The sequence below is a fragment of the Enterococcus canintestini genome (assembly GCF_001885735.1).
In the GTDB taxonomy this organism is placed as follows: Bacteria; Bacillota; Bacilli; order Lactobacillales; family Enterococcaceae; genus Enterococcus_C; species Enterococcus_C canintestini.
In genome coordinates, this window is record NZ_JXKG01000015.1 from 44,156 (window position 1) to 64,353 (window position 20,198).

The 20,198-nt window shown below is 36.4% G+C and carries 27 protein-coding genes and 1 other annotated feature; of the genes, 19 read left to right on the forward strand and 8 right to left on the reverse strand.

Annotation, left to right across the window (positions count from 1 at the left end):
* The first annotated feature begins 275 nt into the window (after positions 1 to 275).
* Entirely contained in the window at positions 276 to 935 is a 660-nt protein-coding gene (locus tag RU96_RS09235; protein WP_180708244.1) for a deoxynucleoside kinase, read from the forward strand.
* 88 nt (positions 936 to 1,023) lie between these two features.
* Positions 1,024 to 1,929: a magnesium transporter CorA family protein gene (locus tag RU96_RS09240; protein ID WP_071865251.1), complete on the forward strand. Its 906-nt coding sequence runs from the start codon at positions 1,024 to 1,026 to the stop codon at positions 1,927 to 1,929.
* A gap of 1 nt (position 1,930) precedes the next feature.
* Here RU96_RS09240 and RU96_RS09245 read toward each other — a convergent pair whose 3' ends face one another.
* A complete protein-coding gene (locus tag RU96_RS09245) occupies positions 1,931 to 2,557 on the reverse strand; it encodes a pentapeptide repeat-containing protein (RefSeq protein WP_071865252.1) in 627 nt (208 codons plus the stop codon).
* Positions 2,558 to 2,935: 378 nt separating this feature from the next.
* Here RU96_RS09245 and nox point away from each other — a divergent pair, with 378 nt between their 5' ends.
* The 10 genes from nox to rplT all read left to right on the forward strand — a co-directional run bounded on the left by nox (position 2,936) and on the right by rplT (position 11,843).
* Positions 2,936 to 4,270, forward strand: coding sequence for a H2O-forming NADH oxidase (nox, locus tag RU96_RS09250; RefSeq protein WP_071865253.1), 1,335 nt, complete (start codon positions 2,936 to 2,938; stop codon positions 4,268 to 4,270).
* Between the two features lie 160 nt (positions 4,271 to 4,430).
* On the forward strand, positions 4,431 to 4,967 hold the full coding sequence (locus RU96_RS09255; RefSeq protein WP_071865254.1) for a ClbS/DfsB family four-helix bundle protein: 537 nt from the start codon (positions 4,431 to 4,433) through the stop codon (positions 4,965 to 4,967).
* Between the two features lie 306 nt (positions 4,968 to 5,273).
* Positions 5,274 to 6,791: a 2-isopropylmalate synthase gene (locus RU96_RS09260; RefSeq protein WP_071865255.1), complete on the forward strand. Its 1,518-nt coding sequence runs from the start codon at positions 5,274 to 5,276 to the stop codon at positions 6,789 to 6,791.
* Between the two features lie 24 nt (positions 6,792 to 6,815).
* The gene (gene leuB, locus RU96_RS09265; RefSeq protein ID WP_071865256.1) at positions 6,816 to 7,868 is read left to right on the forward strand and encodes a 3-isopropylmalate dehydrogenase; all 1,053 of its coding nucleotides are present in this window, start codon (positions 6,816 to 6,818) and stop codon (positions 7,866 to 7,868) included.
* 53 nt (positions 7,869 to 7,921) lie between these two features.
* Entirely contained in the window at positions 7,922 to 9,307 is a 1,386-nt protein-coding gene (leuC, locus tag RU96_RS09270; protein ID WP_071865257.1) for a 3-isopropylmalate dehydratase large subunit, read from the forward strand.
* Positions 9,307 to 9,897 carry a 3-isopropylmalate dehydratase small subunit gene (leuD, locus tag RU96_RS09275; RefSeq protein WP_071865258.1) on the forward strand — a complete coding sequence of 197 codons (591 nt, stop codon included), beginning with the start codon at positions 9,307 to 9,309 and terminating at the stop codon, positions 9,895 to 9,897. Before leuC ends, leuD begins: the two co-directional genes overlap by 1 nt.
* Before the next feature lie 272 nt (positions 9,898 to 10,169).
* On the forward strand, positions 10,170 to 10,376 hold the full coding sequence (locus RU96_RS09280; RefSeq protein WP_249024175.1) for a hypothetical protein: 207 nt from the start codon (positions 10,170 to 10,172) through the stop codon (positions 10,374 to 10,376).
* A 117-nt stretch (positions 10,377 to 10,493) separates the two neighbouring features.
* Positions 10,494 to 10,620 (forward strand) — a sequence feature (ribosomal protein L20 leader region).
* A gap of 25 nt (positions 10,621 to 10,645) precedes the next feature.
* Positions 10,646 to 11,167: a translation initiation factor IF-3 gene (gene infC / locus RU96_RS09285; protein WP_071865260.1), complete on the forward strand. Its 522-nt coding sequence runs from the start codon at positions 10,646 to 10,648 to the stop codon at positions 11,165 to 11,167.
* Between the two features lie 53 nt (positions 11,168 to 11,220).
* Complete coding sequence (gene rpmI, locus RU96_RS09290) at positions 11,221 to 11,421, forward strand: 50S ribosomal protein L35 (protein WP_016173762.1); 201 nt, start codon at positions 11,221 to 11,223, stop codon at positions 11,419 to 11,421.
* 62 nt (positions 11,422 to 11,483) lie between these two features.
* Complete coding sequence (rplT, locus tag RU96_RS09295; protein ID WP_071865261.1) at positions 11,484 to 11,843, forward strand: 50S ribosomal protein L20; 360 nt, start codon at positions 11,484 to 11,486, stop codon at positions 11,841 to 11,843.
* 36 nt (positions 11,844 to 11,879) lie between these two features.
* Here rplT and RU96_RS09300 read toward each other — a convergent pair whose 3' ends face one another.
* From RU96_RS09300 to RU96_RS09320, 5 genes are all read right to left on the reverse strand, one after another.
* The gene (locus RU96_RS09300; RefSeq protein WP_071865262.1) at positions 11,880 to 13,088 is read right to left on the reverse strand and encodes a site-specific integrase; all 1,209 of its coding nucleotides are present in this window, start codon (positions 13,086 to 13,088) and stop codon (positions 11,880 to 11,882) included.
* A 98-nt stretch (positions 13,089 to 13,186) separates the two neighbouring features.
* Complete coding sequence (locus RU96_RS09305; RefSeq protein ID WP_071865263.1) at positions 13,187 to 13,801, reverse strand: DUF5067 domain-containing protein; 615 nt, start codon at positions 13,799 to 13,801, stop codon at positions 13,187 to 13,189.
* Between the two features lie 244 nt (positions 13,802 to 14,045).
* Positions 14,046 to 15,347 (reverse strand): LPXTG cell wall anchor domain-containing protein, encoded by a 1,302-nt coding sequence (locus RU96_RS09310; protein WP_071865264.1) that lies wholly within the window; start codon positions 15,345 to 15,347, stop codon positions 14,046 to 14,048.
* 99 nt (positions 15,348 to 15,446) lie between these two features.
* Positions 15,447 to 15,635 (reverse strand): hypothetical protein, encoded by a 189-nt coding sequence (locus RU96_RS09315; RefSeq protein WP_071865265.1) that lies wholly within the window; start codon positions 15,633 to 15,635, stop codon positions 15,447 to 15,449.
* A 27-nt stretch (positions 15,636 to 15,662) separates the two neighbouring features.
* On the reverse strand, positions 15,663 to 16,379 hold the full coding sequence (locus tag RU96_RS09320; RefSeq protein WP_071865266.1) for a S24 family peptidase: 717 nt from the start codon (positions 16,377 to 16,379) through the stop codon (positions 15,663 to 15,665).
* A gap of 192 nt (positions 16,380 to 16,571) precedes the next feature.
* On the opposite strand from RU96_RS09320, the gene RU96_RS09325 reads away from it, so the two are divergent.
* Complete coding sequence (locus RU96_RS09325; protein WP_071865267.1) at positions 16,572 to 16,802, forward strand: helix-turn-helix domain-containing protein; 231 nt, start codon at positions 16,572 to 16,574, stop codon at positions 16,800 to 16,802.
* 185 nt (positions 16,803 to 16,987) lie between these two features.
* On the opposite strand, the gene RU96_RS12845 is transcribed toward RU96_RS09325, so the two are convergent.
* Positions 16,988 to 17,248, reverse strand: a complete 261-nt coding sequence (locus RU96_RS12845; RefSeq protein ID WP_010747106.1) for a hypothetical protein — start codon at positions 17,246 to 17,248, stop codon at positions 16,988 to 16,990.
* Positions 17,249 to 17,322: 74 nt separating this feature from the next.
* On the opposite strand from RU96_RS12845, the gene RU96_RS09335 reads away from it, so the two are divergent.
* The gene (locus RU96_RS09335) at positions 17,323 to 17,622 is read left to right on the forward strand and encodes a MerR family transcriptional regulator (protein WP_071865269.1); all 300 of its coding nucleotides are present in this window, start codon (positions 17,323 to 17,325) and stop codon (positions 17,620 to 17,622) included.
* 373 nt (positions 17,623 to 17,995) lie between these two features.
* Here RU96_RS09335 and RU96_RS09345 read toward each other — a convergent pair whose 3' ends face one another.
* Positions 17,996 to 18,160 carry a YjzC family protein gene (locus tag RU96_RS09345; protein ID WP_071865270.1) on the reverse strand — a complete coding sequence of 55 codons (165 nt, stop codon included), beginning with the start codon at positions 18,158 to 18,160 and terminating at the stop codon, positions 17,996 to 17,998.
* A 53-nt stretch (positions 18,161 to 18,213) separates the two neighbouring features.
* Between RU96_RS09345 and RU96_RS13060 the strand changes: the two genes are divergently transcribed.
* The 5 genes from RU96_RS13060 to RU96_RS09365 all read left to right on the forward strand — a co-directional run bounded on the left by RU96_RS13060 (position 18,214) and on the right by RU96_RS09365 (position 20,182).
* Positions 18,214 to 18,363 carry a hypothetical protein gene (locus RU96_RS13060; protein WP_169818349.1) on the forward strand — a complete coding sequence of 50 codons (150 nt, stop codon included), beginning with the start codon at positions 18,214 to 18,216 and terminating at the stop codon, positions 18,361 to 18,363.
* Complete coding sequence (locus RU96_RS09350) at positions 18,360 to 18,566, forward strand: hypothetical protein (RefSeq protein ID WP_071865271.1); 207 nt, start codon at positions 18,360 to 18,362, stop codon at positions 18,564 to 18,566. Before RU96_RS13060 ends, RU96_RS09350 begins: the two co-directional genes overlap by 4 nt.
* Before the next feature lie 211 nt (positions 18,567 to 18,777).
* Entirely contained in the window at positions 18,778 to 19,107 is a 330-nt protein-coding gene (locus tag RU96_RS09355; RefSeq protein WP_071865272.1) for a hypothetical protein, read from the forward strand.
* The gene (locus RU96_RS09360) at positions 19,104 to 19,325 is read left to right on the forward strand and encodes a hypothetical protein (RefSeq protein ID WP_071865273.1); all 222 of its coding nucleotides are present in this window, start codon (positions 19,104 to 19,106) and stop codon (positions 19,323 to 19,325) included. The genes RU96_RS09355 and RU96_RS09360 overlap by 4 nt, the downstream gene beginning before the upstream one ends.
* Positions 19,325 to 20,182 carry a RecT family recombinase gene (locus tag RU96_RS09365; protein WP_084035486.1) on the forward strand — a complete coding sequence of 286 codons (858 nt, stop codon included), beginning with the start codon at positions 19,325 to 19,327 and terminating at the stop codon, positions 20,180 to 20,182. The genes RU96_RS09360 and RU96_RS09365 overlap by 1 nt, the downstream gene beginning before the upstream one ends.
* The last annotated feature ends 16 nt before the right edge of the window (positions 20,183 to 20,198 follow it).

Genomic DNA, 20,198 nt, shown 5'->3' on the forward strand with positions numbered 1-20,198 from the left:
TTCAATTTTTTCTTAAGAGTTTTTTTTAACTTCTTTTTTTAATTTACGTTTTTAAAAGCTAAAAATATCGAAAGTTGTCTTTACTAAATTTAATTAAAAGTAAAATAATTAATAGCGCTTTGGATTAATTTTGAAACCGCACGGCAACTAGATTTTGACAAATAAGTCGCTATTTTGGTGAGTATTTTCTTATTTGACGTAACTAAATGTTGTGGGGTATAGTGTTGCAAGTAGTGATAAACCACAATATTTAGTGATAGGTGAGTTGGAGGTCCATGAGTGTGATTGTATTAGCAGGTACCATTGGCGCAGGTAAATCAAGTTTAACTGAAATGATAGCCAATCATTTAAACAGTGAGGCATTTTATGAATCAGTTGATGACAATGAAGTTTTGCCACTGTTTTATCAAGATCCAAACAAATATGCGTTTTTATTGCAAATCTACTTTTTGAATAAGCGCTTTGATAGTATTAAACAAGCATTACGCCATGAAAATAATGTGTTGGATCGTTCAATTTATGAGGATTCATTGTTATTTCATTTAAATGCCGATTTAGGCCGTGCGACAGAAACAGAAGTACAAGTGTATGATGAATTGTTAGCCAATATGATGCAAGAATTGCCTTATGCGGCGCAAAAAAAACATCCTGATTTGTTAGTTCACATCAAAGTTTCTTTTGAAACTATGTTGGCTCGGATTAAAAAACGCGGTCGTGATTTTGAACAGTTAGAATATGATCCAAGTTTATATGATTATTATAAAGAATTAAATCAACGGTATGATGCATGGTTTGAAAATTATCATGAAAGTCCGAAATTGCAAATTGATGGGGACTTATTGAACTTTGTAGAAGATGAAGCGGCTGCAAAAGAAGTCATTCAATTGATTGATGATAAATTAGCAGAAATTCGTCAAATGGAGTTTATTGGTTAAAGGAAAAAACGCTAGAATCCAGACTTATGAGTAGGGATTCTAGCGTTTTTTGTTATAATTAGACTAAGTAGATAAGGCGGGGTGAAAAATGGAACATAAGCGAGAATTTAATAATGGCGCCTCATTTTGGGTACAAGTCGATAACCATAGTGTTACGACCTTGACAGAGTTGCAAGAAAAATACCAACTAAGTGACGAGATGCTAACCTATTCATTAGATAAAAACGAACGTGCTCGCGTGGAGTATGACGCAGAAGAACACGCTTTTTTATTAGTCTATAATGTGCCGCACCGGCATAAAACTGATAATCACTATGAGACAAGCCCGATGACATTTATCATTAAAGAACATCATCTGTTTTCATTTACGACAGACCATACTGGCTATGTCACGGATATGATGGAAAATTTATTGCATAAAAACAGTAATCAAAGCGAATATAGTTTGCTTTTTCATACCCTTTTTTTAATTTCAGATTCTTTCTTTCCTTTAATTGAAGAAGTGAATAGTGAAAGGATGCGCTTGAATCAAAAACTAAGAGAACGCACCACGAATAAGAACTTGCTGGAACTGTCTGACCTTGAAATTGGGTTAGTCTATTTGGTAACTGCGACAAAGCAAAATGCGGTTTTGTTGCAACAAATTCGAGCTTTGAGTATTTTCCATCGCTTACATGATAATGAAAAAGAGCAGTTGGATGATGCTTTAATTGAGGCTAAACAAGCGGTGGAGATGACGAATTTAGCTTCACAAGTAATCGACCAGCTTTCAGGTGCCTATAACAATCTGTTAAATAATAATCTAAACGATACGATGAAGTTTTTAACCATTTGGTCTTTGTTACTAACTGTACCGACCATCGTTACCGGCTTTTTTGGCATGAACGTGCCCTTGCCATTTTCTAATTCTGTTTTTGGCTGGGCGATTGCAATGCTAATTAGCCTTGGATTATCCGTGTGGATGCTTTTGGCGATGTGGCGTCGGATAAAGTAAGTTAATCTTTAATTACTAGTCCACAACTGGTAGCAATTACCAAAGCTTGTTGTGGGTTAACAACAAGTCCTCTTAAGGCAGTATAATCTAAAAAAATCTGTTGAAATTCATTTTGGCTAAAATCTAGTTTATTTAACGATGTGTGCCCCCAGTTACTTCTGGTTAAATCATTTTGACTTAATGTTAGGTGTTGCCACTTGATGTTATAAAATTCACTTTCTGTTAAACGACATTGTGAAAATTGGACAAATTTTAAATTACTTTGGCTAAAAGATGTAAAGTCGCACAGACAATCGTGAAATTTGCAGTCACGTAAATAACTTTCGGCAAAATTCGCCCCAGTTAGTTTACACTGTTCAAATACAACTTGGTGAAAACTAGCTTTGAGCCATTCAATGTTGGAAAAATCACAATTGTAAAAAATGACGTTGCTCGCCTCGAAATTATCGAGACTGGCTTTATGGAGTGAAATTTTTTCCAGTGTACTTTGCCTGATAATCATATTTTTAGCAGTTAAATAGCTATAGTCAGCTAAAACAAATTGTTGTCCTTCAAAAAAAGCTTCATCTTCAATAAAAAAATCAGCTGATGTTAATGAAGGAAGTTGCGGAGGTGCTGGTGGTTTCATTTTTAGACTCCTTTCGTGAAAACTTTTGTTACTTTGCATTTTAGCCAATGCTCACTATAAAAACAAATTATGACAAAAAAATTACCTCAATCTACTTAAAAGTATTTCTTTTTTTAGAATAATTATTGTGAAAAAAATTTCATCTCATAAAGCTCTAATTTTGAAAACGGATTATTTCAATGGTTTGAATGGGAACTCTTGTTATAAATAAAATGTTAGCGATTCACAAGCAGAATAATCGCCTTTCAATTTGTTTTTTTCTAAAATGTAAACGGAAACAGAAAATAGCATGTTTCACGAATAGTTTCCTTTTTACTTTTTTTGGAGTAGTTTGTGAAAAAAGTAGTAAGGATGATTTAAATATTGGAGGAATTAGAAATGACAAAAACAATTATTGTCGGAACCAACCATGCCGGTATTGCAGCGGCAAATACATTATTAGATAATTACCCAGATCAAGAAGTAGTAATGATCGATCGTAATACCAATTTAAGTTATTTAGGTTGTGGGACTGCGTTATGGGTTGGCCGTCAAATTGATGGTTATCAAGATCTTTTTTATACAAACAAAGAGGCTTTTGAAGAAAAAGGCGCAAAAATCTACATGGAAACTTCAGTAACGGATGTCGATTTTAATAAAAAAATCGTTTACTGTGAGAAAAAAGACGGCTCTACTTTTGAAGAAAGCTATGACAAAATTATTTTAGCAACTGGTTCACGCCCCATCTCACCAAAAGTACCAGGACATGATTTAGCTGGTATTCACTTTTTGAAATTATTCCAAGAAGGGCAAGAAGTTGATCGCGAAATGGCAAAAGACAGCGTGAAAACAGTAGCTGTTGTAGGTGCTGGTTATATCGGTGTTGAAATTGCCGAAGCTGCGAAACGTCGAGGCAAAAATGTATTGCTTTTTGATGCTGCTGATCGTTCATTACCATCTTATTATGACAAATGGTTTACCGATGACATGGACAAAAACTTAGCCGATCATGGTATTGAATTACACTTTGGCGAACTAATTAAAGAATATAAAGGGACTGAAAGAGTCGATACTGTTATTTCTGAAAAAGGTGAATATCCGGTTGATATGGTCATTAATGCGATTGGTTTTGGTCCAAATGCGCAACTAGGGAAAGATCATTTGGAACTTTTTGCCAATGGCGCTTATCTAGTTGATCGTCATCAACAAACAAGTGATCCTGATGTGTATGCCGTAGGAGATTGTGCTACGATTTATTCGAACGCTTTAGATGCCACAACGTATATCGCACTAGCTTCTAATGCAGTACGAACTGGGATTGTCGCAGGTCACAATATTGGTGGCACACCAGTTGAGTCTGCTGGCGTTCAAGGTTCAAATGGGATTTCAATCTTTGGCTTTAACATGGTTTCAACTGGTTTGTCCGTTGCAGCTGCTGAAAAGAACAACATGGAAGTAAAATATACGGATTATGAAGATTTGCAAAAGCCAGGCTTTATTAAAGAAGAAAACGGTGACGTGAAAATTCGTATCGTCTATGAAGCATCTTCTCGTCGAATCGTCGGGGCACAAATGTCTTCTACTGAAGATATTTCGATGGGTATTCACATGTTCTCACTTGCGATTAGTAAACATGTGACAATTGATGAATTGAAGTTATTGGATATTTTCTTCTTGCCACACTTCAATCAACCTTACAACTACATTACTATGGCTGCTTTAGCTGCAGAGTAAAATAGCACAAAATGTTTAACGCTAAGTTTCAGTTTTATTACTGAGCTTAGCGTTTTTTTTCTTACAGGACTTTTCTTTTAATTCATTCTATTATTCGGTAAAATAAAATAGAATCTAGTTATAAATAATCTCTATATTAAAAAGCAAAAGGAGGGGTAAAATGGCAAGACCTACGAATAAAGAAGAGTTGCTACAAGCCTCAGAGCAATCCTATGACAAAATGGTAGCGCTACTAAAAACATTGCCGGAAAGTGCATTAAGGCAAACATTTACTTTTGATGTTGAAAAAGAAAAGCAAGCTCATTGGCAGCGGGATAAAAATTTACGCGACGTTTTGATTCATCTGTATGAATGGCACAAGCTATTACTGACATGGGTAGAAGCCAATCAAAAAGGTGAAGCAAAACCATTTTTAAAAGCAGGCTATAATTGGAGAAATTATGGGGAGATGAATTTAGAATTTTGGCAGAAACATCAAAGTACAACGTATGAAGAAGCTTTTGAACTCGTACAAACAACGCATCAAAAGGTCATGGACTTAGCCGAACAATTTTCCAATGATGAATTATTTGAAAAAGGAGTATTTCCTTGGGTAGGAGGAACTACTTTGGGTAGCTATTTTGTTTCAGCAACTGCCAGTCATTATGAGTGGGCGCTAAAAAAAATTCGGAAATTTAAAAAGAGTTTAGCAAGCTAAGTTAGTATAAATTATTTTTTGTTTCAACGAATTTAAGTAAATAAAAAAAGAATATTCAGAAAATTTAGAATAAACTGTTGACATCGTTTTTATCAAGCTTTATGATGTTTGTAACAAACAAGCAGGTGATGAAAATGACAACTTCTCCATTTATGATGAATTTATTATTATAGCTGAGGACTCTTTGGGTAATTTAAGAGTCCTATTCGCATTGCATTAACGGTTAATCCCTTAATGGAATGCTTTTTTTATAATTTTTTTTAGAAGATAAGTTGTCAAACATTGCATAATTGAGGAGGAAATATCATGAGGGCAATTCAGTTTTTTGATACAACGTTACGAGATGGCGAACAAACCCCAGGTGTCAATTTTAATACCAAAGAAAAGGTGCAAATTGCCTTGCAGTTAGAAAAATGGGGAATTGATGCGATTGAAGCGGGATTTCCGATTGCATCAGTAGGGGATTTTGAAGCAGTAAAGGCGATTGCAAAAGCCGTTCAGAAGATGACCGTTACAGGATTAGCTCGTTGCCAGAAAAAAGATATTGATCGTGCTTATGAAGCGCTTCAATTTGCCCGCTTTCCACAGATTCATGTTTTTTTAGCCACCAGTGATGTTCATATGCAGTACAAATTGAAAATGACAGAAGCAGAAGTGTTGGCTGCCATTAAAGAACATGTCAGTTATGCTAAGACCAAATTTGCTAAAGTTCAATTTTCCCCTGAGGATGCTACCCGTACTAGAAAAGAATTCCTTTTAACCGCCGTTCAAACGGCAATTGATGCCGGTGCTACGATTATTAATATTCCCGATACGGTGGGCTATTCTAACCCCACAGAATATGGCGCATTATTCAAATTTTTGTTGGCCAATATTCACAGCTCAGAAGAAATTGTTTTTTCTTCTCATTGTCATGATGATTTGGGGATGGCAACAGCAAACGCACTGGCTGCTATTGAAAATGGTGCGACCCGCGTTGAAGGTACGGTGAATGGCATTGGCGAACGTGCTGGCAATACTGCGTTAGAAGAAGTGGCAGTTGCCCTTTATATTCGTAAAGATTTTTATCAATGTGAAAGTAAAATTCAACTGCAAGAAACAAAGCGAACTAGTGATTTGGTGGCGCGACTTTCTGGGATTTCTGTTCCACAAAATAAAGCGGTGATAGGCGGTAATGCATATGCGCATGAATCTGGAATTCATCAAGATGGGGTATTAAAAAATCCTGAAACTTATGAAATTATTACGCCTCAATTAGTTGGAGTGAACACCAATTCATTGCCCCTTGGAAAATTATCTGGGCGTCATGCGTTTGTCACCAAAATGCAAGAATTGGGTTATACCTTAGCTGATGAGGAAATAAAGCCACTATTTAAACAGTTTAAAAATTTAGCCGATAAGAAAAAACAAGTTACAGATGATGATTTGTTAGCTTTAGTGGCCGATCAAGATCGTCAATCCCAGACTGCCTTTCATTTGGAACAAGTCCAGTTGCAATATGTTTCTAATGGTCATCAAGGAGCGATTGTTTCAGTTAAAAATAGTGAGGAGCAAATAAAAATTGCCTCTGCAATTGGTTCTGGTAGCATTCAAGCGATATATAATTCCATTGACCAGATTTTTTCTCAGAAACCAACTTTAGTCAGTTATGAAATTACCGCCTTAACTGCTGGTGAAGATGCACAAGCACAAGTGAGAGTTGTTTTAGAGTGCCCCAAAACGAAAAAAAGAATTAATGGTATTGGGATAGATTTTGATGTTTTAGAGGCATCTGCTAAAGCTTATGTCCAAGCTAGCGGTAGTTTGAAAAACTTTTCAGCATAATTTATTAAGGCGAGGAGAATAGAAATGAAAAAAATTACAGTTTTAGCCGGGGATGGTATTGGCCCAGAAATCATGGCGAGTGCCATTGCAGTTTTGCAAGCTACTGCACTAAATTATGGGCAAAATTTTCAATTTAATAATCAACTTTTTGGTGGTGCAGGCATTGAAGCTAGTGGTAAAGCTTTACCTGAAGCAACGCTTCAGGCTTGCTATGATGCCGATGCTATTTTATTAGGGGCCATTGGCGGAGCTATAGGCTCTCCTTGGGAAAAAGCTAAACAAACCCCAGAACAAGGACTTTTAGCTTTAAGAAAAGCACTAAACTTATTTGCTAATATTCGTCCAATTTGTGTCCCAGACGCGTTATTACCTTTGTCACCAGTCAAAGAAGCAATTGTGAAAGGGACAGATTTTATTGTCGTACGGGAATTAACTAGTGGTATTTATTTTGGCGAACCAAGACAACTACAAGAAACAAAAGCTTATGATACTTGTCGTTATACTGAAACAGAAATTGCCCGCATTGCCCACAAAGCATTTCAGCTAGCACAAACACGACGGAAAAAAGTCACTTCTGTTGATAAAGCCAATGTTTTAGCGACCAGCAAGTTATGGCGTAAAGTGGTGACAGATGTTGCTAAAGATTACCCTGACTGTACTTTGGAGCATCAGCTAGTTGATTCTTGTGCTATGCGTATTGTGCAACAGCCCACGGATTTTGATGTAATTGTTACTGAAAATCTATTTGGTGACATTCTAAGTGATGAAGCTTCTGTTTTACCTGGAACATTAGGAGTCTTACCAAGTGCAAGTCACAGTGAAAATGGCGTTTCTTTGTATGAACCCATTCATGGCTCAGCTCCAGACATTGCTGGGAAAAACTGTGCAAATCCGGCTTCGATGATTTTGTCTGCGGCTTTAATGTTACGTCAAAGTTTTCAGGAAGAAAAAATGGCACAATCAATTGAAGATGCGGTCTTTGCGGTAATGAATGAAGGCGTTGTGACGCCAGATTTAGGTGGTAATGCTAAAACCGATGAATTTACCGCAGCTGTGATTAAAAAAATGCAAAGTTAAATTTTGGCGGTGATAGTTAAATTCTATTATTTGAGCTTATGGGAGGTAATGAGATGAAAAAGACACTTTTTGATAAAGTTTGGGATCGCCATGTCATTAAAGGCAAGAAAGAAGAGGCACAATTATTATATGTTGACTTGCAATTGATTCATGAAGTGACTTCGCCCCAAGCTTTTGAAGGCTTACGACAAACCAAACGCAGCGTCCGTTGTCCAAATCGAGTCTTTGCAACAATGGACCATAATGTGCCTACTGTTAATATTCATCAGATTAGTGATCTGATTGCCAAAAAACAAATTGATACACTACGCCAAAATTGTCAGGAATTTGGGATTGAACTCTGTGATAATGGTTCTGAAAATCAGGGTATTGTTCATATGGTAGGGCCAGAAATGGGATTAACACAACCAGGTAAAGTAATTGTGTGTGGCGATTCCCATACAGCAACCCACGGTGCTTTTGGTGCCATTGCGTTTGGTATTGGAACAAGCGAGGTCGAACATGTTTTTGCGACACAGACAATCTGGCAAAAAAAGCCTAAAAAAATGGGAATTAAAGTAACTGGCCAGCTGCAACCTGGAGTCTATGCAAAAGATATTATTTTAGCTTTAATTGCTAAATATGGAACTGATTTTGGGGTGGGATATGCCGCTGAATTTTTTGGCGACACCATTTCAAATTTATCAATGGAAGAACGAATGACAATTTGCAATATGGCAATTGAAGGTGGCGCGAAAATCGGAATAATGGCACCAGACCAAAAGACATTTGATTACGTTGCCCAGCGTCAATATGCACCAAAAGATATGGCAGCAGCAATTGAGGATTGGCAAACACTTTATAGTGATGAAGGAGCAACATTTGATTGCTTGTTAGAATTAGATGCCGCAAGTCTCGCGCCTTTTGTAACATGGGGAACAAATCCTGAGATGGGAGTCGCAGTTGACAAAGAATTCCCGCCAATTCAAGATCATAACGATGCATTGGCTTATGCCTATATGAATTTACAGCCAGGTCAAAACGTTCAGGATATTCCGATAGAATATGTTTTCATTGGTTCCTGTACGAACGGACGACTTTCTGACTTGCAAGAGGCCGCTAAAATTATTGCGGGTAAAAAAATAAAAGCAGGTGTGACTGGAATAGTGGTCCCTGGTTCACGACCTGTAAAACATGCGGCAGAAAAATTAGGCCTAGATAAAATATTTGAAGCAGCTGGCTTTGAATGGCGTGAGCCGGGTTGTTCGATGTGTTTAGGGATGAATCCTGATAAGGTACCGGAATTTGTCCACTGTGCTTCCACTTCAAATCGTAATTTTGTTGGCCGCCAAGGGAAAAATTCCCGAACACATTTGTGTAGTCCTGCGATGGCAGCAGCGGCTGCGTTAAATGGTACTTTTGTGGATGTGCGCAAACTTGTGAAAGGAGCGGTTGGTTAATGGAAGCATTTAAAGTATATACAGGTAAGACTGTTCCTTTTATGAACAACAATGTAGATACAGATCAAATTATTCCAAAGACTTATTTAAAGCGAGTCGATAAAAAAGGATTTGGTGAATTTCTCTTTGATGACTGGCGTTACTTAGTAGATCGCACGCCTAATCCAGAATTTGTTTTAAATTATCCTCAATACAAAGCAGCAACCATCTTAATTTCAGGTGATAATTTTGGCTCGGGTTCTTCGCGGGAGCACGCTGCTTGGGCCTTAATGGATTATGGCTTTAAGGTAGTGATCGCAGGTAGTTTTAGTGACATTTTTTATATGAACGCCACTAAAAATGGTTTACTTCCGATTGTATTAGATGAATTAGCACGTAAAAAGTTGGCAGCTTTATCACCTGAAGTAGAAATTACGATTGATTTACCCAACCAAGTCGTTAAAACTGCCACCGCTGAATTTCCATTTACAATAGATGAAAGCTGGAAATACAAATTAGTCAATGGCTTAGATGAAATTGGAATCACTTTACAAGATGAAGCACTCATCACACAATATGAAAATAAAATGATGCCAAGTTATTGGCGTTAATAAAAATCCTTATCAAAGCATAGCGTAGCACGATTTTGCTGGGATAAGGATTTTTTTGATGGTTAAATTCCTTTAATGAAAAACGTAATGATTTTTTAGTTATAAGAAAGTAGCGCTTTTTTAGATGGGAATTTTTCGTTGGAGTGTTTCATTATAAAAACTAATACTTTTTATTAAACAATTTATGAAAAGATAAAGTTTAATCACTTTGTTTCAGTTTTTTTGTTAAAAATGATACGCTTACATTGGAAAATAAAGCGAAAGGGTGAAAAATGATGGATGAAAAAGAAAAACAACTAGAAAAACTAGCCCAAGAAGCCAAAAAGGATAAATCAATCGAAAAAATAGATAAAATGGAAAAAGAATTGCAATTAGATGATGAGAGTAAAGAAGAAAAAGAAAGTAAAGGAATTGAAAAAGTAGTCGAAGATACACCAATTGCTGGAGCAAATTTTCGCTCCCCTAATCAACCTTACTAAAAGAAAAAATTTTAATGACACCCAAATTTGCGATAAATTTTGGGTGTCGTTTTATACAGCTAAAAATCTTCTAGGCTTGACAAATATTTTTAGCTGTAGTATATTGTACTAGTTGAGAAATGAAAGCAGAAGCACCCGCTTCTCGCCTTAGTGAAGATATTGCTGGGCAGAATAGTTAGATCGCTTGTTTTACAAGCTGATTTTGCGCGCGGGTTCGATTACGAACTCGTTTTTTTATTGCTTTCTCTCTTCAAAAAACTTGGAGGTGAATGACCATAGCAAAGGATATGATGGTAAACGACGGCATTCGTGCACGTGAGTTGCGTTTGATCGACCAAAACGGTGAACAATTAGGTGTTAAAACTAAAGCAGAAGCATTAAGCATTGCGGAACATGCAAATCTTGATGTCGTTTTAGTGGCTCCCGGTGCGAAACCACCAGTAGCTCGGATCATGGATTACGGGAAATATCGTTTTGAACAACAGAAAAAAGATCGTGAAGCTCGTAAGAAACAAAAAGTGATCAACATCAAAGAAGTTCGTTTAAGTCCGACAATTGATGTCAATGATTTCAATACAAAACTACGTAATGCACGTAAGTTCCTAGAAAAAGGAGACAAAGTGAAAGCTTCAATCCGTTTTAGAGGTCGTGCCATTACCCACAAAGAAATTGGTCAGAAAGTCCTTGATCGCTTAGCTGAAGAAGTTGCGGATATCGCAGTTGTTGAGCAAAAAGCGAAGATGGACGGACGCAGTATGTTTCTAGTGGTTGCACCAAAGCCTGAGAAATAAGCGTCAGTCAGTCAAAGTTCATGAAGAATTGATTTTGAGGAGGAAAATTAGTTATGCCAAAACAAAAAACACACCGCGGTTTAGCAAAACGCGTAAAACGTACTGGTAAAGGCGGATTAAAACGATTCCGTGCGTTTACAAGCCACCGTTTCCACGGCAAAACAAAAAAACAACGCCGTCAATTGCGTAAAGCAAGCATGGTGTCAGCTGGCGATTACAAACGTATCCGCCAACAATTAGCTCGCATGAAATAAGCTAGTTGTACCCTTGCTTTACCATTTTAAAAATTCAAGATTTATTTTAGGAGGAATTAAACATGGCACGTGTTAAAGGTGGAACAGTAACTCGTAAACGTCGTAAAAAAGTGCTTAAATTAGCAAAAGGTTACTACGGTTCCAAACATACTTTATTTAAAACAGCAAAAGAACAAGTAATGAATTCATACAACTACGCATACCGCGATCGTCGTCAGAAAAAACGCGACTTCCGTAAATTGTGGATTGCACGTATCAACGCTGCAGCTCGTATGAACAACTTGAGCTACTCAAAATTAATGCATGGCTTGAAATTGGCTGAAATCGACATCAACCGTAAGATGTTAGCTGACCTTGCTGTAAACGATGCAACTGCATTTACTGCATTAGCTGACCAAGCTAAAGATGCTTTGAATAAGTAATCAGTAAAACGTTGATATATCAATGTTTCCCCGCCCTTATTGAGCGGGGTTTTTCTTTTGACCCAGAGATTGACCCAGACGTTTTCCTTTGGTCATGTAGTCGGAAAACAATAAAGCTGTTTCTTCGTTGCTTTCTTTAGTCACATGAGTGTAAACATTCATCGTTGTTTTTATGTTGCTATGTCCCATTCGAACTTGGACTTGTTTCATACTAGCGCCTGCTTCAAAAAGAAGAGATGCGTGCGTATGTCTAAAACCATGTACGGTGATTCGGGGCATATCTTTATTGTGAATGTAAAAGCTATCTAACCAAGATAAAGGTGTTCTCGGGTACATATAGGAGTTATCACTAATTTTTGAAAAGATAAGTTGATTAATGGATGGAACAAAATCTAATTGTTCTAGATTTTTTGATTGAATAGAACGCCATTCTTTTAGAACGTCAAGTGTATGGTCATCAATTGAAATAATGCGATTACTAGCTTTCGTTTTTGGTGTTTGAACAAGAAGTTTCCCATTTTTACCAACAGCTTGAGTTTTGGTAATGGTAATAGTTTTCCCTTTGAAATCTACATCTCGCCAAGTTAGCGCTAAAGCCTCGCCTTTTCTTAATCCAGTGAAAGCTAATAGAGAGAAGAAAGTATAACGGATAAATGGAAAGTTGTTTTTCATTCTATCTAAAAATTCAATTAACCGTTGACGATCATAAAAATTTTCTAGCTCGTTGGGATTAAAATCATCATTTGTAGTAGGTAGAATGATTTTTTTCATAGGGTTTTCTTTTAGTATCCCTATAGAACATCCATAATCAAAAACCATACCTGCATAGTTAATATACCGCTTATATCTTTTGGGCGAAGTTTCAGCCCAATGGTTGGCTTGCTTTTGACAATCGATAACAGATATTTTATCTATACGATAAGATCCAATAGCAGGTAAGATATGCTTATCGAAAACAAAGCGAGTTCCCCAGTAAGTACTTTCTTTTACTTTGCTTTTGTAAACTAATTTAAACCAATTCTCAAATAAATTTTGATAGGTTTGTATTTTAGGGGATTTTTTTAGTCCTTCTTCCTCAAATTGAATTTCTAGTCTGGCCAGAGCTAATTTTGCTTCTTTCATAGTTGAAAAGCCACGTCTTGTTGTCTCTCTTTGTTTACCAGTTAAAGGATCAATACCTAAATATTTTCGGAACATGAAAGCAGGCGTTCCATCTTTTTTGATATATTTCTTTATTGTTGTCATGTAAATTCCTCCCAGTACCTAACGTGGGGCGAAGGGCATAAGGAGTTTTACGTTAATTGGTATCTAATATGAAAAGAAAAGCCCGAAGGCTCTTCTTTTTATTTAATAATAAAACCATTATTTTGACCAGAAATTTGAGAAGGTCTGTATATAAAAGTTACAGGTTGTTCTTTGTTTTGTAATGTGTATCCTATGATAGCTTTTACGGTAACACCACTATTCACATTAGAATCTCCCATTTTTACGGCTTCTTGATCGTCTAAGTTGCCATACTCAGTATTTGCTCCCATCAAAGTAGTAGTTGTTTTTCCGTCAGTTTGCTGGGCGTCAAAATCAGTAATGAAACTCATATAAGGTGACTGTGGCTGTTGTTTTTTGTTTGTAAACTCCATCTCTAAAATAATTATTGGGTTACCAGTCATAGCACCATCTAACTTTTTAGAACTTAAAATGTTATATGTTGCACCTTCTAAATCTATAGAATATGGGTAATTTATTAAAACTCCGTTTTCATCTAAGTTAGGATTTTGAGTCTCTTGTTTCTCAGAGGAATCTACAACTTTTGTTGAAGATATTGTCGATTCCATTTTTGTTGAAGATGCCGTAGATTCTATTTCTGTTGAATTGCCTTCTTCAGTATTATTTTTATTTGTATCGCCACAACCTGCTAAAGCGAATGTCGCAACTAATAAACTTAAAACTAATTTTTTCATTTTAACCTCCAGTTCTCTTTAAATTGACCGCAAGCAATAACCGATAATACTACTTTACAAATAGTGTAAGCCTCTAATTCTTCAGATGTGGAGAGTTGATCGAAGGCTAGACCTAATAAAGTTTTCCATCGGATCCCATAACTTTTTTGCCATTAAAATTCAGCTCCTTTCTTCTTTTTTTGATAAAGTTCAAAATAGACTCACTAATTGGTCCCTTATTCCGCACAATCTGAATCTTACTGTTTTAGAAATACTTTTTATAAAAAACAATGCTACCAACTAATAAGATTATGCTCATGCCTAAGAAAGTGAGTCCAGTATGACTGGAATCATTTGTTTTCGGAAGAGCTTTTTGTTTTAAATTTGTTGTCTCAGCTTTAGTAGACGATTTGGTAGGTACAGGAACAGGTGTATTGTTATCCAGATTATCCAGAATGTCAGATAAATCTCCTATCGTTACAAAACAAGATACACTGTTAACTCCGTCACTAAAAGTTACTTTGTATAATCCTGGAAGAGATGTGTTAATCGTTTCAATGGTTTTGTCGCTATTTTCTTTGGAAAGAGTGAGCCCTAGTTCTTTTGCATGTTTTTCACTCATCACCCTCACATTTTCAAATTTAGCTTTCCCTAACAGTGCGTTCAAATCATAATGATATACTTTTGCATCTTTAGTAGCATAAACATAGTCTGTAGTTTTGATTTCAATGATTAAATTCTGTTTATCCCCATCATAAGAAATTAAATCTAATAATTGACTTTTTGATAAGACCCCACCTAATTTTATAGGGAAGAATCTATTTTTAGCTGAAAGTTTGTGGGGAGTTTCTTTCTTTGTTGTAGATTCAATTGTCCCATCTGTTTTCGTAGTAGTATCCTGTGTAGATGTTTTTGTTGCGCCCTCGTCCTTAGAGGTACTTGTTGAATCAATATCAGAATTTATTGTAGAATCTGTTGTTGAGCTGGTCTTTCCGGAATCCATTGTAGTCGTAGAATCTGTTGTTGAACTAAATTTTGTGGAACCTGTTGTTGCTGTTTGGGTATCGCTACTCGATGTAGAAGTATCCATAACGTGAACCAATGGCTCTAAGAACTTAGGAACTGAGTCATCAATATAAAAACCAAGATACGCTTTCTCCACGTTAATGTCTCGTTTTGGCACACGTACAGTAACATTGAATGGGGCACCAATAATTGTAATATATTCAACTTGACTTTCTGGAAGATTTTTAAATTCGTCTGGATTTTTTTTAGCTTTATCTATATCCTCTTTTTGTAATTGAACATTTACGTCATAAACTTCTTCTTTATATTTTTGTTGAGCATCTTGGCGTCTTTTTGAATTTCCAAATAAAGGCTCCCAACTATTATTTTTGTATGTGTAAGTATCTTCCCCATCACCGACATCCCGAATCCACCAATCCCCCTCAACCGCATTTTGAGGTTCTTCTAGTTGCTTAAAATATTCCATCGCATCTGCTTTTATTCCGCCTGCAAACCCAAATAAACCGAAAACAACAAAGATGACTAAAAGTTTCTTTTTCATTAAAAGACCTCCCTTTATTTGTTAACTTTTAGATTGGAAAATAAAAAACACCTAGCAAATAAAGCAACAGAGTGAATTTCTTTAAAAGCAGAAGTTTGTTCAATCCTCATTGACACTGTCCCACCATTCATCAACAGAATGAAATGATTCAGTATTTCCGCTTTCAACATCTAAACGAGCTTCAATATTTTCTAAGTCTTTTAGTTTATAGATATACTCAATGATTAAATCTAATTGTTCGCTGTCTAGATTATCTAATAACTGTGTAATTTTTTCTGTTTCGCTCACCTTACATAACCACCTTTCTTACTATAGCTATAGTACTTTCCCAATAATGCGAACATCTGATAATGGATAAGTCATATCTTCATAGTCTTCATTAATTGAATGTAGGGTAAACTCTTTATCATCCCAGTATACTTTTTTGCATGTGACACCTTCATCAACAATAGACACTAAGGCAATTTCTCCCTGATTGATAACTGGTGTCCATTGGATAAAAACTTGCTCTCCTTCGTGGAGAAGGGGTTCCATGGAATCACCAGCAATAGTGACAATTTCATCTGCACTTTTTGGAACTTCTCTTTGATCGACAATCATAACAGAAGCTTCGCTATCTTGAAGATCACCATTTAATGGTGTACCGGCTGCAGACAAACGACCAGAAATAATTTTTTTATTTCTATATTCTTCAAACTCTAAAACATTGTTATCGGTAGTTGAATTTTGTTTTTGTTTCTCTTGTTCCTCCAACTGATGTTCGGCAAAACGATAAACTTTTTTTTGACGAGGTGGTTCTAGTTTGTTGTAGATAGTGGAGATTGATTGATTATCATCTAAATTCATCAAGTCTTCCGCTTTCATATTTAAACCGTCGGCAATTTTTATCACATTTTCTACTTTAGCGTTCATCACACCTCGTTGTAGAATTGATCGAACAGTTGTGTATGGCAAATCTATTTTTTCGGCGAATGTTTTTACGTTTCCGAATTTAATTTCTATTACTTCTTTCAAGTTATCCTCTACGTTCATCTGGTTACCTCCTTCCATGAATCTATTGTATCATACGATTTTTCGTATATCAACAAAAATAATTACAGCAAATACGATTTTTCGTATTGACCATATACGAATTTTCGCATATACTTAAATCAAGGCAAGAGATACAGCCTTAAAAAAATATCTTATAATACGAAAATTCGCATCGGGAGAAGGTGAGAATAAATGTTGAACAACTTGGAAGAAGTGAGAAAAGAAAAAAATATCTCGTTAGTAGATATGGCTGATTTGCTAGGAGTTAAATATCAAACGATTCGTGAAAAAATTAGTGGGGATTCAGATTTTAAATTTGGAGAGGCACTAGCTATTCAAGAAAAATTTTTCCCAGAATATGAAATCAAATTCTTGTTTACTCGAAAAAAAGAGGAGACACACCATGAACACACAGAGATTTGAAAATAATCTGTTTCAATTAGAAGTCAAAACAGAAGTCAGCTAGGAGGTGCAGATTGTGGAGGAAAACGAATTACCCACAGATAAAAGAAAAAAATGTCCTCGTGATGAATCGAACGAGAACATTCAATTAAGGGATATGAAACTACGATTAAACGCTGAAACTGTTGTTTTCCCTCATGAAATTTTTATGAAGGAGAAGGATCAACAAAATCAGGGTTTGGATGCTGATAACTAGGTGAGAAAGAACCATCTGTATCTTGGAACCATTTAAAGTTTGAATCAATGTGGAAGTCTTTTCCTATCGCTTCTATGATAATAATCAATCCATTATCGTATTCGTATCTTCTCTTATCATATCCTTGTCTTCTTTCTAGAATAACGATGTCGGGTAACCCTTTTGGTGTATTTAAATTGGTTCCATCAGGTGTTTTAAACATATAATCCATAAATTTTCACCTCACTTTCGAACTAATCTTATCAAGAGGTGAAATGCAAAACAACCAGTATAGGAGGTGTTGAAATGTCAGTACTTCAAATAGATGAAATTGATTTGGGACCAGCATTACAAGCGATAGTAAAAGAAGCAGCTGCTGAAGAGGCAAAGAAAATAGCCATTGATTTCATCGAAGAATATAAGAAAAAATTGGACGCTCCTAGAGCAATGAATTATACGCAAGCCGCTAAGTATCTGGATACGAGCTACAACACACTTACTAAAAAGTTGATTCGAAAAGGGTACATCAAAGTAGTACTTATCGATGGGTATGAAAGAATTACCCGAGAAGAAGCAGATCGTTTTTTAAGAGAAAATTCAAAATAATGAACCTAGCGTGGGGCGAAGGTGATTTTACTATGAGGTACACACTAAACCAAGAGTATTTGATTCACAAACTGGCTAAGGAAAAAGTGAACGAACTGCAATCACTGTTACACGATAAAAAAAGCCTGTTAAGCGATCGACAATGTGAGAGTCTTCGTAGAGAGCTTAGAGAATGTCAAGAATTGCTTTATCAAAATCGATTGCATCGGCAATTAGAAGTGAGGTGAGAGGGATGAAGCATTATATGACTAAATATAAAACAGATGATGGGAAACTAATTGTTGTTTCATGGCTTCAAATAAATTTATTTGGTCGGTCTTATTGTTTTTCAAAAAAAGAGCTAGTCATTCAAAAGAATAACTAGCAAAAAATATCACTTCTTCACCCATTTGTTATTAGGTTTTGAAGTAGGTGGAAGCCGGTCCCCTTTATCAATCGTGGCATTATGCCCGCCAGGTACATTGCCGCCACGTGGACCAACTTCTTTGTATTTACCGGCAGGTTTGTTATCTTCGCCGGGTTTGTAAAGTTTACTCATTGAATTCACCTCACTTTCATAAGTAATTATAAACCCAGAAAGGAAAATGAAAAATGTCAAAAGAAAAACTAGATTTTATCACAACGGCATTCCCAAATGTTGAAAAGATAATCCCTTTTGCGACAGAGGAAAACTTAGAAAAACTGTTTGAACAAGCACAACAAAAAGTAGACTACGAGTTGACGGAGGCGCAATTTGAATGAAAAAAATGTATTGGTTACGACGGATTGGCGTGCTTTTATTTATGTTTGGCATTGGCGTATTTGCTACAGGACATGCCCCAACATGGATTAAGATCGGCTTTCCAACTGCTGTCATACTTTGGTTGATGATCTATGACGAGACAATGTTTAATTTAGAAATAAAAAGGAGAGAACAGAATGGCAGTAGAAGAAAAATTTCATGATTTTCAATGCAAAAGTTGTGATAGAAAGATCTTGATTACTGATTCAGAATTGAAAAAATGTGAACCGTGGAATGGCCCATATTGTAAGAAATGTGGCAGACGTCTCAAGGAGATAAAGAAGTGAATAATATGAAAAAGAACCCATTTCGAAGCGAGTCGAAACAGATTCCAATGGAAAAGGGTTAAAAAAACTATCTAGGGAGAGAATAACATGATTAACGAAAAAATTCAAATGATGCTAAAAGAACTACAACAGGAATGCGAAAAAGAAGGCGTATCAGCACTTTGTACATTGAATAAAGAAGGAAATGCAAGTTTTATGTCTGTCGGGACACTGCCCGATATTGGGTTCTGTTTGGCTGTTCAAGAAAAAAGATTAGACGAATATCTTCCGTTACCTGCAAAAATGATACGCAATGCGGGACTTGCTGCGCTAGGTGAACAGACAGAGAAAATCAAACCAGACCACACCTTTGTCGTCAATTCTGCAGAAGATATCCCAGATATTTTAAACCGAATTATAAAGGGGGATTTCCAGTGAGCGGATTTACAGCGAAAGAAGCAGCTGTTTATGATCGTTGGAAGACACAACCGCCAGAGGGAACCGCACCCATTGCCTATGATTGGCAAGAGGCTCCACTTTATCCAGGGGACCTGTGTTATATAACCGAAGATGGGTATGTGTTGGAAGATGAAACGAAAGCGTACATGGATGCTGTGTTTAGAAAAGAAGAAATCAACGTATGGGAGGAAAAATAATGGCAAATGAATTAGCGCTGTTACAGCGAGATATCACAGACGTTGTATTAGATAAAGTAACCGAATTAGAAGAGCAGGGTGTTCAATTACCGACGAACTATAATGTGGCGAATGCGTTAAAACAAGCCTTCTTTAAAATAAATGAAGTTCAATTAAGTCAGAAAGAAGGCGGCGGATTGTACATGGAAAAATATGGCCATACACCTGTAGGGAAAGCCAGTGTTGCCAATTCCTTATTAGATATGATCCAGCAAGGGCTCAATCCCGGAAAGAACCAATGCTATTTCATTGCCTATGGGCAAAAGCTCCAAATGTCTCGTTCTTATTTTGGAACACAAACTGCATTGAAACGGTTATCGGACATTGAAGAAGTCAAAGCAGAAGTGATTCATCAAGGGGATGTGTTTGAAATCGGAGCCGTGGAGAATGAAACGGTGGTGACAAAATTTGTTCCCAGCTTTGAAAATTTAGACAATCCGATTGTAGGAGCTTTTGCAACGATTACAAAAAGCGATGGTACAAAGGTCTATACGATTATGACAAAGAAACAAATCGACCAGTCTTGGAGTAAAGCAAAAGTGCAGAAAGTTCAACAAGAATTTCCAGAGGAGATGGCCAAGCGTACGGTAATTAATCGTGCTGCAAAACCGTTTATCAATACGAGTGATGATGCGGATTTATTTTCCGATGCGTTTAACCGTACCACAGCGGGAGATTATGATTATTCGCAACACGAAGCTTCGAAAAAAGCACAAACGATTACAGAACGTTTTAAAACAATGAAACAAGCAGAAGCTGTTCAAGAGGAGAAGAACGCAGAGACTACTGAAACAAAACAGCTAAAGCGTTCTGGATAGATGTCAATAAAGTAGA

Bases quoted from the DNA above. Each gene is read 5' to 3' on its own strand.
- RU96_RS09235 (WP_180708244.1), top strand. From the start codon at position 276: ATGAGTGTGATTGTATTAGCAGGTACCATTGGCGCAGGTAAATCAAGT.
- RU96_RS09240 (WP_071865251.1), top strand. From the start codon at position 1,024: ATGGAACATAAGCGAGAATTTAATAATGGCGCCTCATTTTGGGTACAA.
- RU96_RS09245 (WP_071865252.1), bottom strand. From the start codon at position 2,557: ATGAAACCACCAGCACCTCCGCAACTTCCTTCATTAACATCAGCTGAT.
- nox (WP_071865253.1), top strand. From the start codon at position 2,936: ATGACAAAAACAATTATTGTCGGAACCAACCATGCCGGTATTGCAGCG.
- RU96_RS09255 (WP_071865254.1), top strand. From the start codon at position 4,431: ATGGCAAGACCTACGAATAAAGAAGAGTTGCTACAAGCCTCAGAGCAA.
- RU96_RS09260 (WP_071865255.1), top strand. From the start codon at position 5,274: ATGAGGGCAATTCAGTTTTTTGATACAACGTTACGAGATGGCGAACAA.
- leuB (WP_071865256.1), top strand. From the start codon at position 6,816: ATGAAAAAAATTACAGTTTTAGCCGGGGATGGTATTGGCCCAGAAATC.
- leuC (WP_071865257.1), top strand. From the start codon at position 7,922: ATGAAAAAGACACTTTTTGATAAAGTTTGGGATCGCCATGTCATTAAA.
- leuD (WP_071865258.1), top strand. From the start codon at position 9,307: ATGGAAGCATTTAAAGTATATACAGGTAAGACTGTTCCTTTTATGAAC.
- RU96_RS09280 (WP_249024175.1), top strand. From the start codon at position 10,170: ATGATGGATGAAAAAGAAAAACAACTAGAAAAACTAGCCCAAGAAGCC.
- infC (WP_071865260.1), top strand. From the start codon at position 10,646: ATGACCATAGCAAAGGATATGATGGTAAACGACGGCATTCGTGCACGT.
- rpmI (WP_016173762.1), top strand. From the start codon at position 11,221: ATGCCAAAACAAAAAACACACCGCGGTTTAGCAAAACGCGTAAAACGT.
- rplT (WP_071865261.1), top strand. From the start codon at position 11,484: ATGGCACGTGTTAAAGGTGGAACAGTAACTCGTAAACGTCGTAAAAAA.
- RU96_RS09300 (WP_071865262.1), bottom strand. From the start codon at position 13,088: ATGACAACAATAAAGAAATATATCAAAAAAGATGGAACGCCTGCTTTC.
- RU96_RS09305 (WP_071865263.1), bottom strand. From the start codon at position 13,801: ATGAAAAAATTAGTTTTAAGTTTATTAGTTGCGACATTCGCTTTAGCA.
- RU96_RS09310 (WP_071865264.1), bottom strand. From the start codon at position 15,347: ATGAAAAAGAAACTTTTAGTCATCTTTGTTGTTTTCGGTTTATTTGGG.
- RU96_RS09320 (WP_071865266.1), bottom strand. From the start codon at position 16,379: ATGAACGTAGAGGATAACTTGAAAGAAGTAATAGAAATTAAATTCGGA.
- RU96_RS09325 (WP_071865267.1), top strand. From the start codon at position 16,572: ATGTTGAACAACTTGGAAGAAGTGAGAAAAGAAAAAAATATCTCGTTA.
- RU96_RS12845 (WP_010747106.1), bottom strand. From the start codon at position 17,248: ATGGATTATATGTTTAAAACACCTGATGGAACCAATTTAAATACACCA.
- RU96_RS09335 (WP_071865269.1), top strand. From the start codon at position 17,323: ATGTCAGTACTTCAAATAGATGAAATTGATTTGGGACCAGCATTACAA.
- RU96_RS09345 (WP_071865270.1), bottom strand. From the start codon at position 18,160: ATGAGTAAACTTTACAAACCCGGCGAAGATAACAAACCTGCCGGTAAA.
- RU96_RS13060 (WP_169818349.1), top strand. From the start codon at position 18,214: ATGTCAAAAGAAAAACTAGATTTTATCACAACGGCATTCCCAAATGTT.
- RU96_RS09350 (WP_071865271.1), top strand. From the start codon at position 18,360: ATGAAAAAAATGTATTGGTTACGACGGATTGGCGTGCTTTTATTTATG.
- RU96_RS09355 (WP_071865272.1), top strand. From the start codon at position 18,778: ATGATTAACGAAAAAATTCAAATGATGCTAAAAGAACTACAACAGGAA.
- RU96_RS09365 (WP_084035486.1), top strand. From the start codon at position 19,325: ATGGCAAATGAATTAGCGCTGTTACAGCGAGATATCACAGACGTTGTA.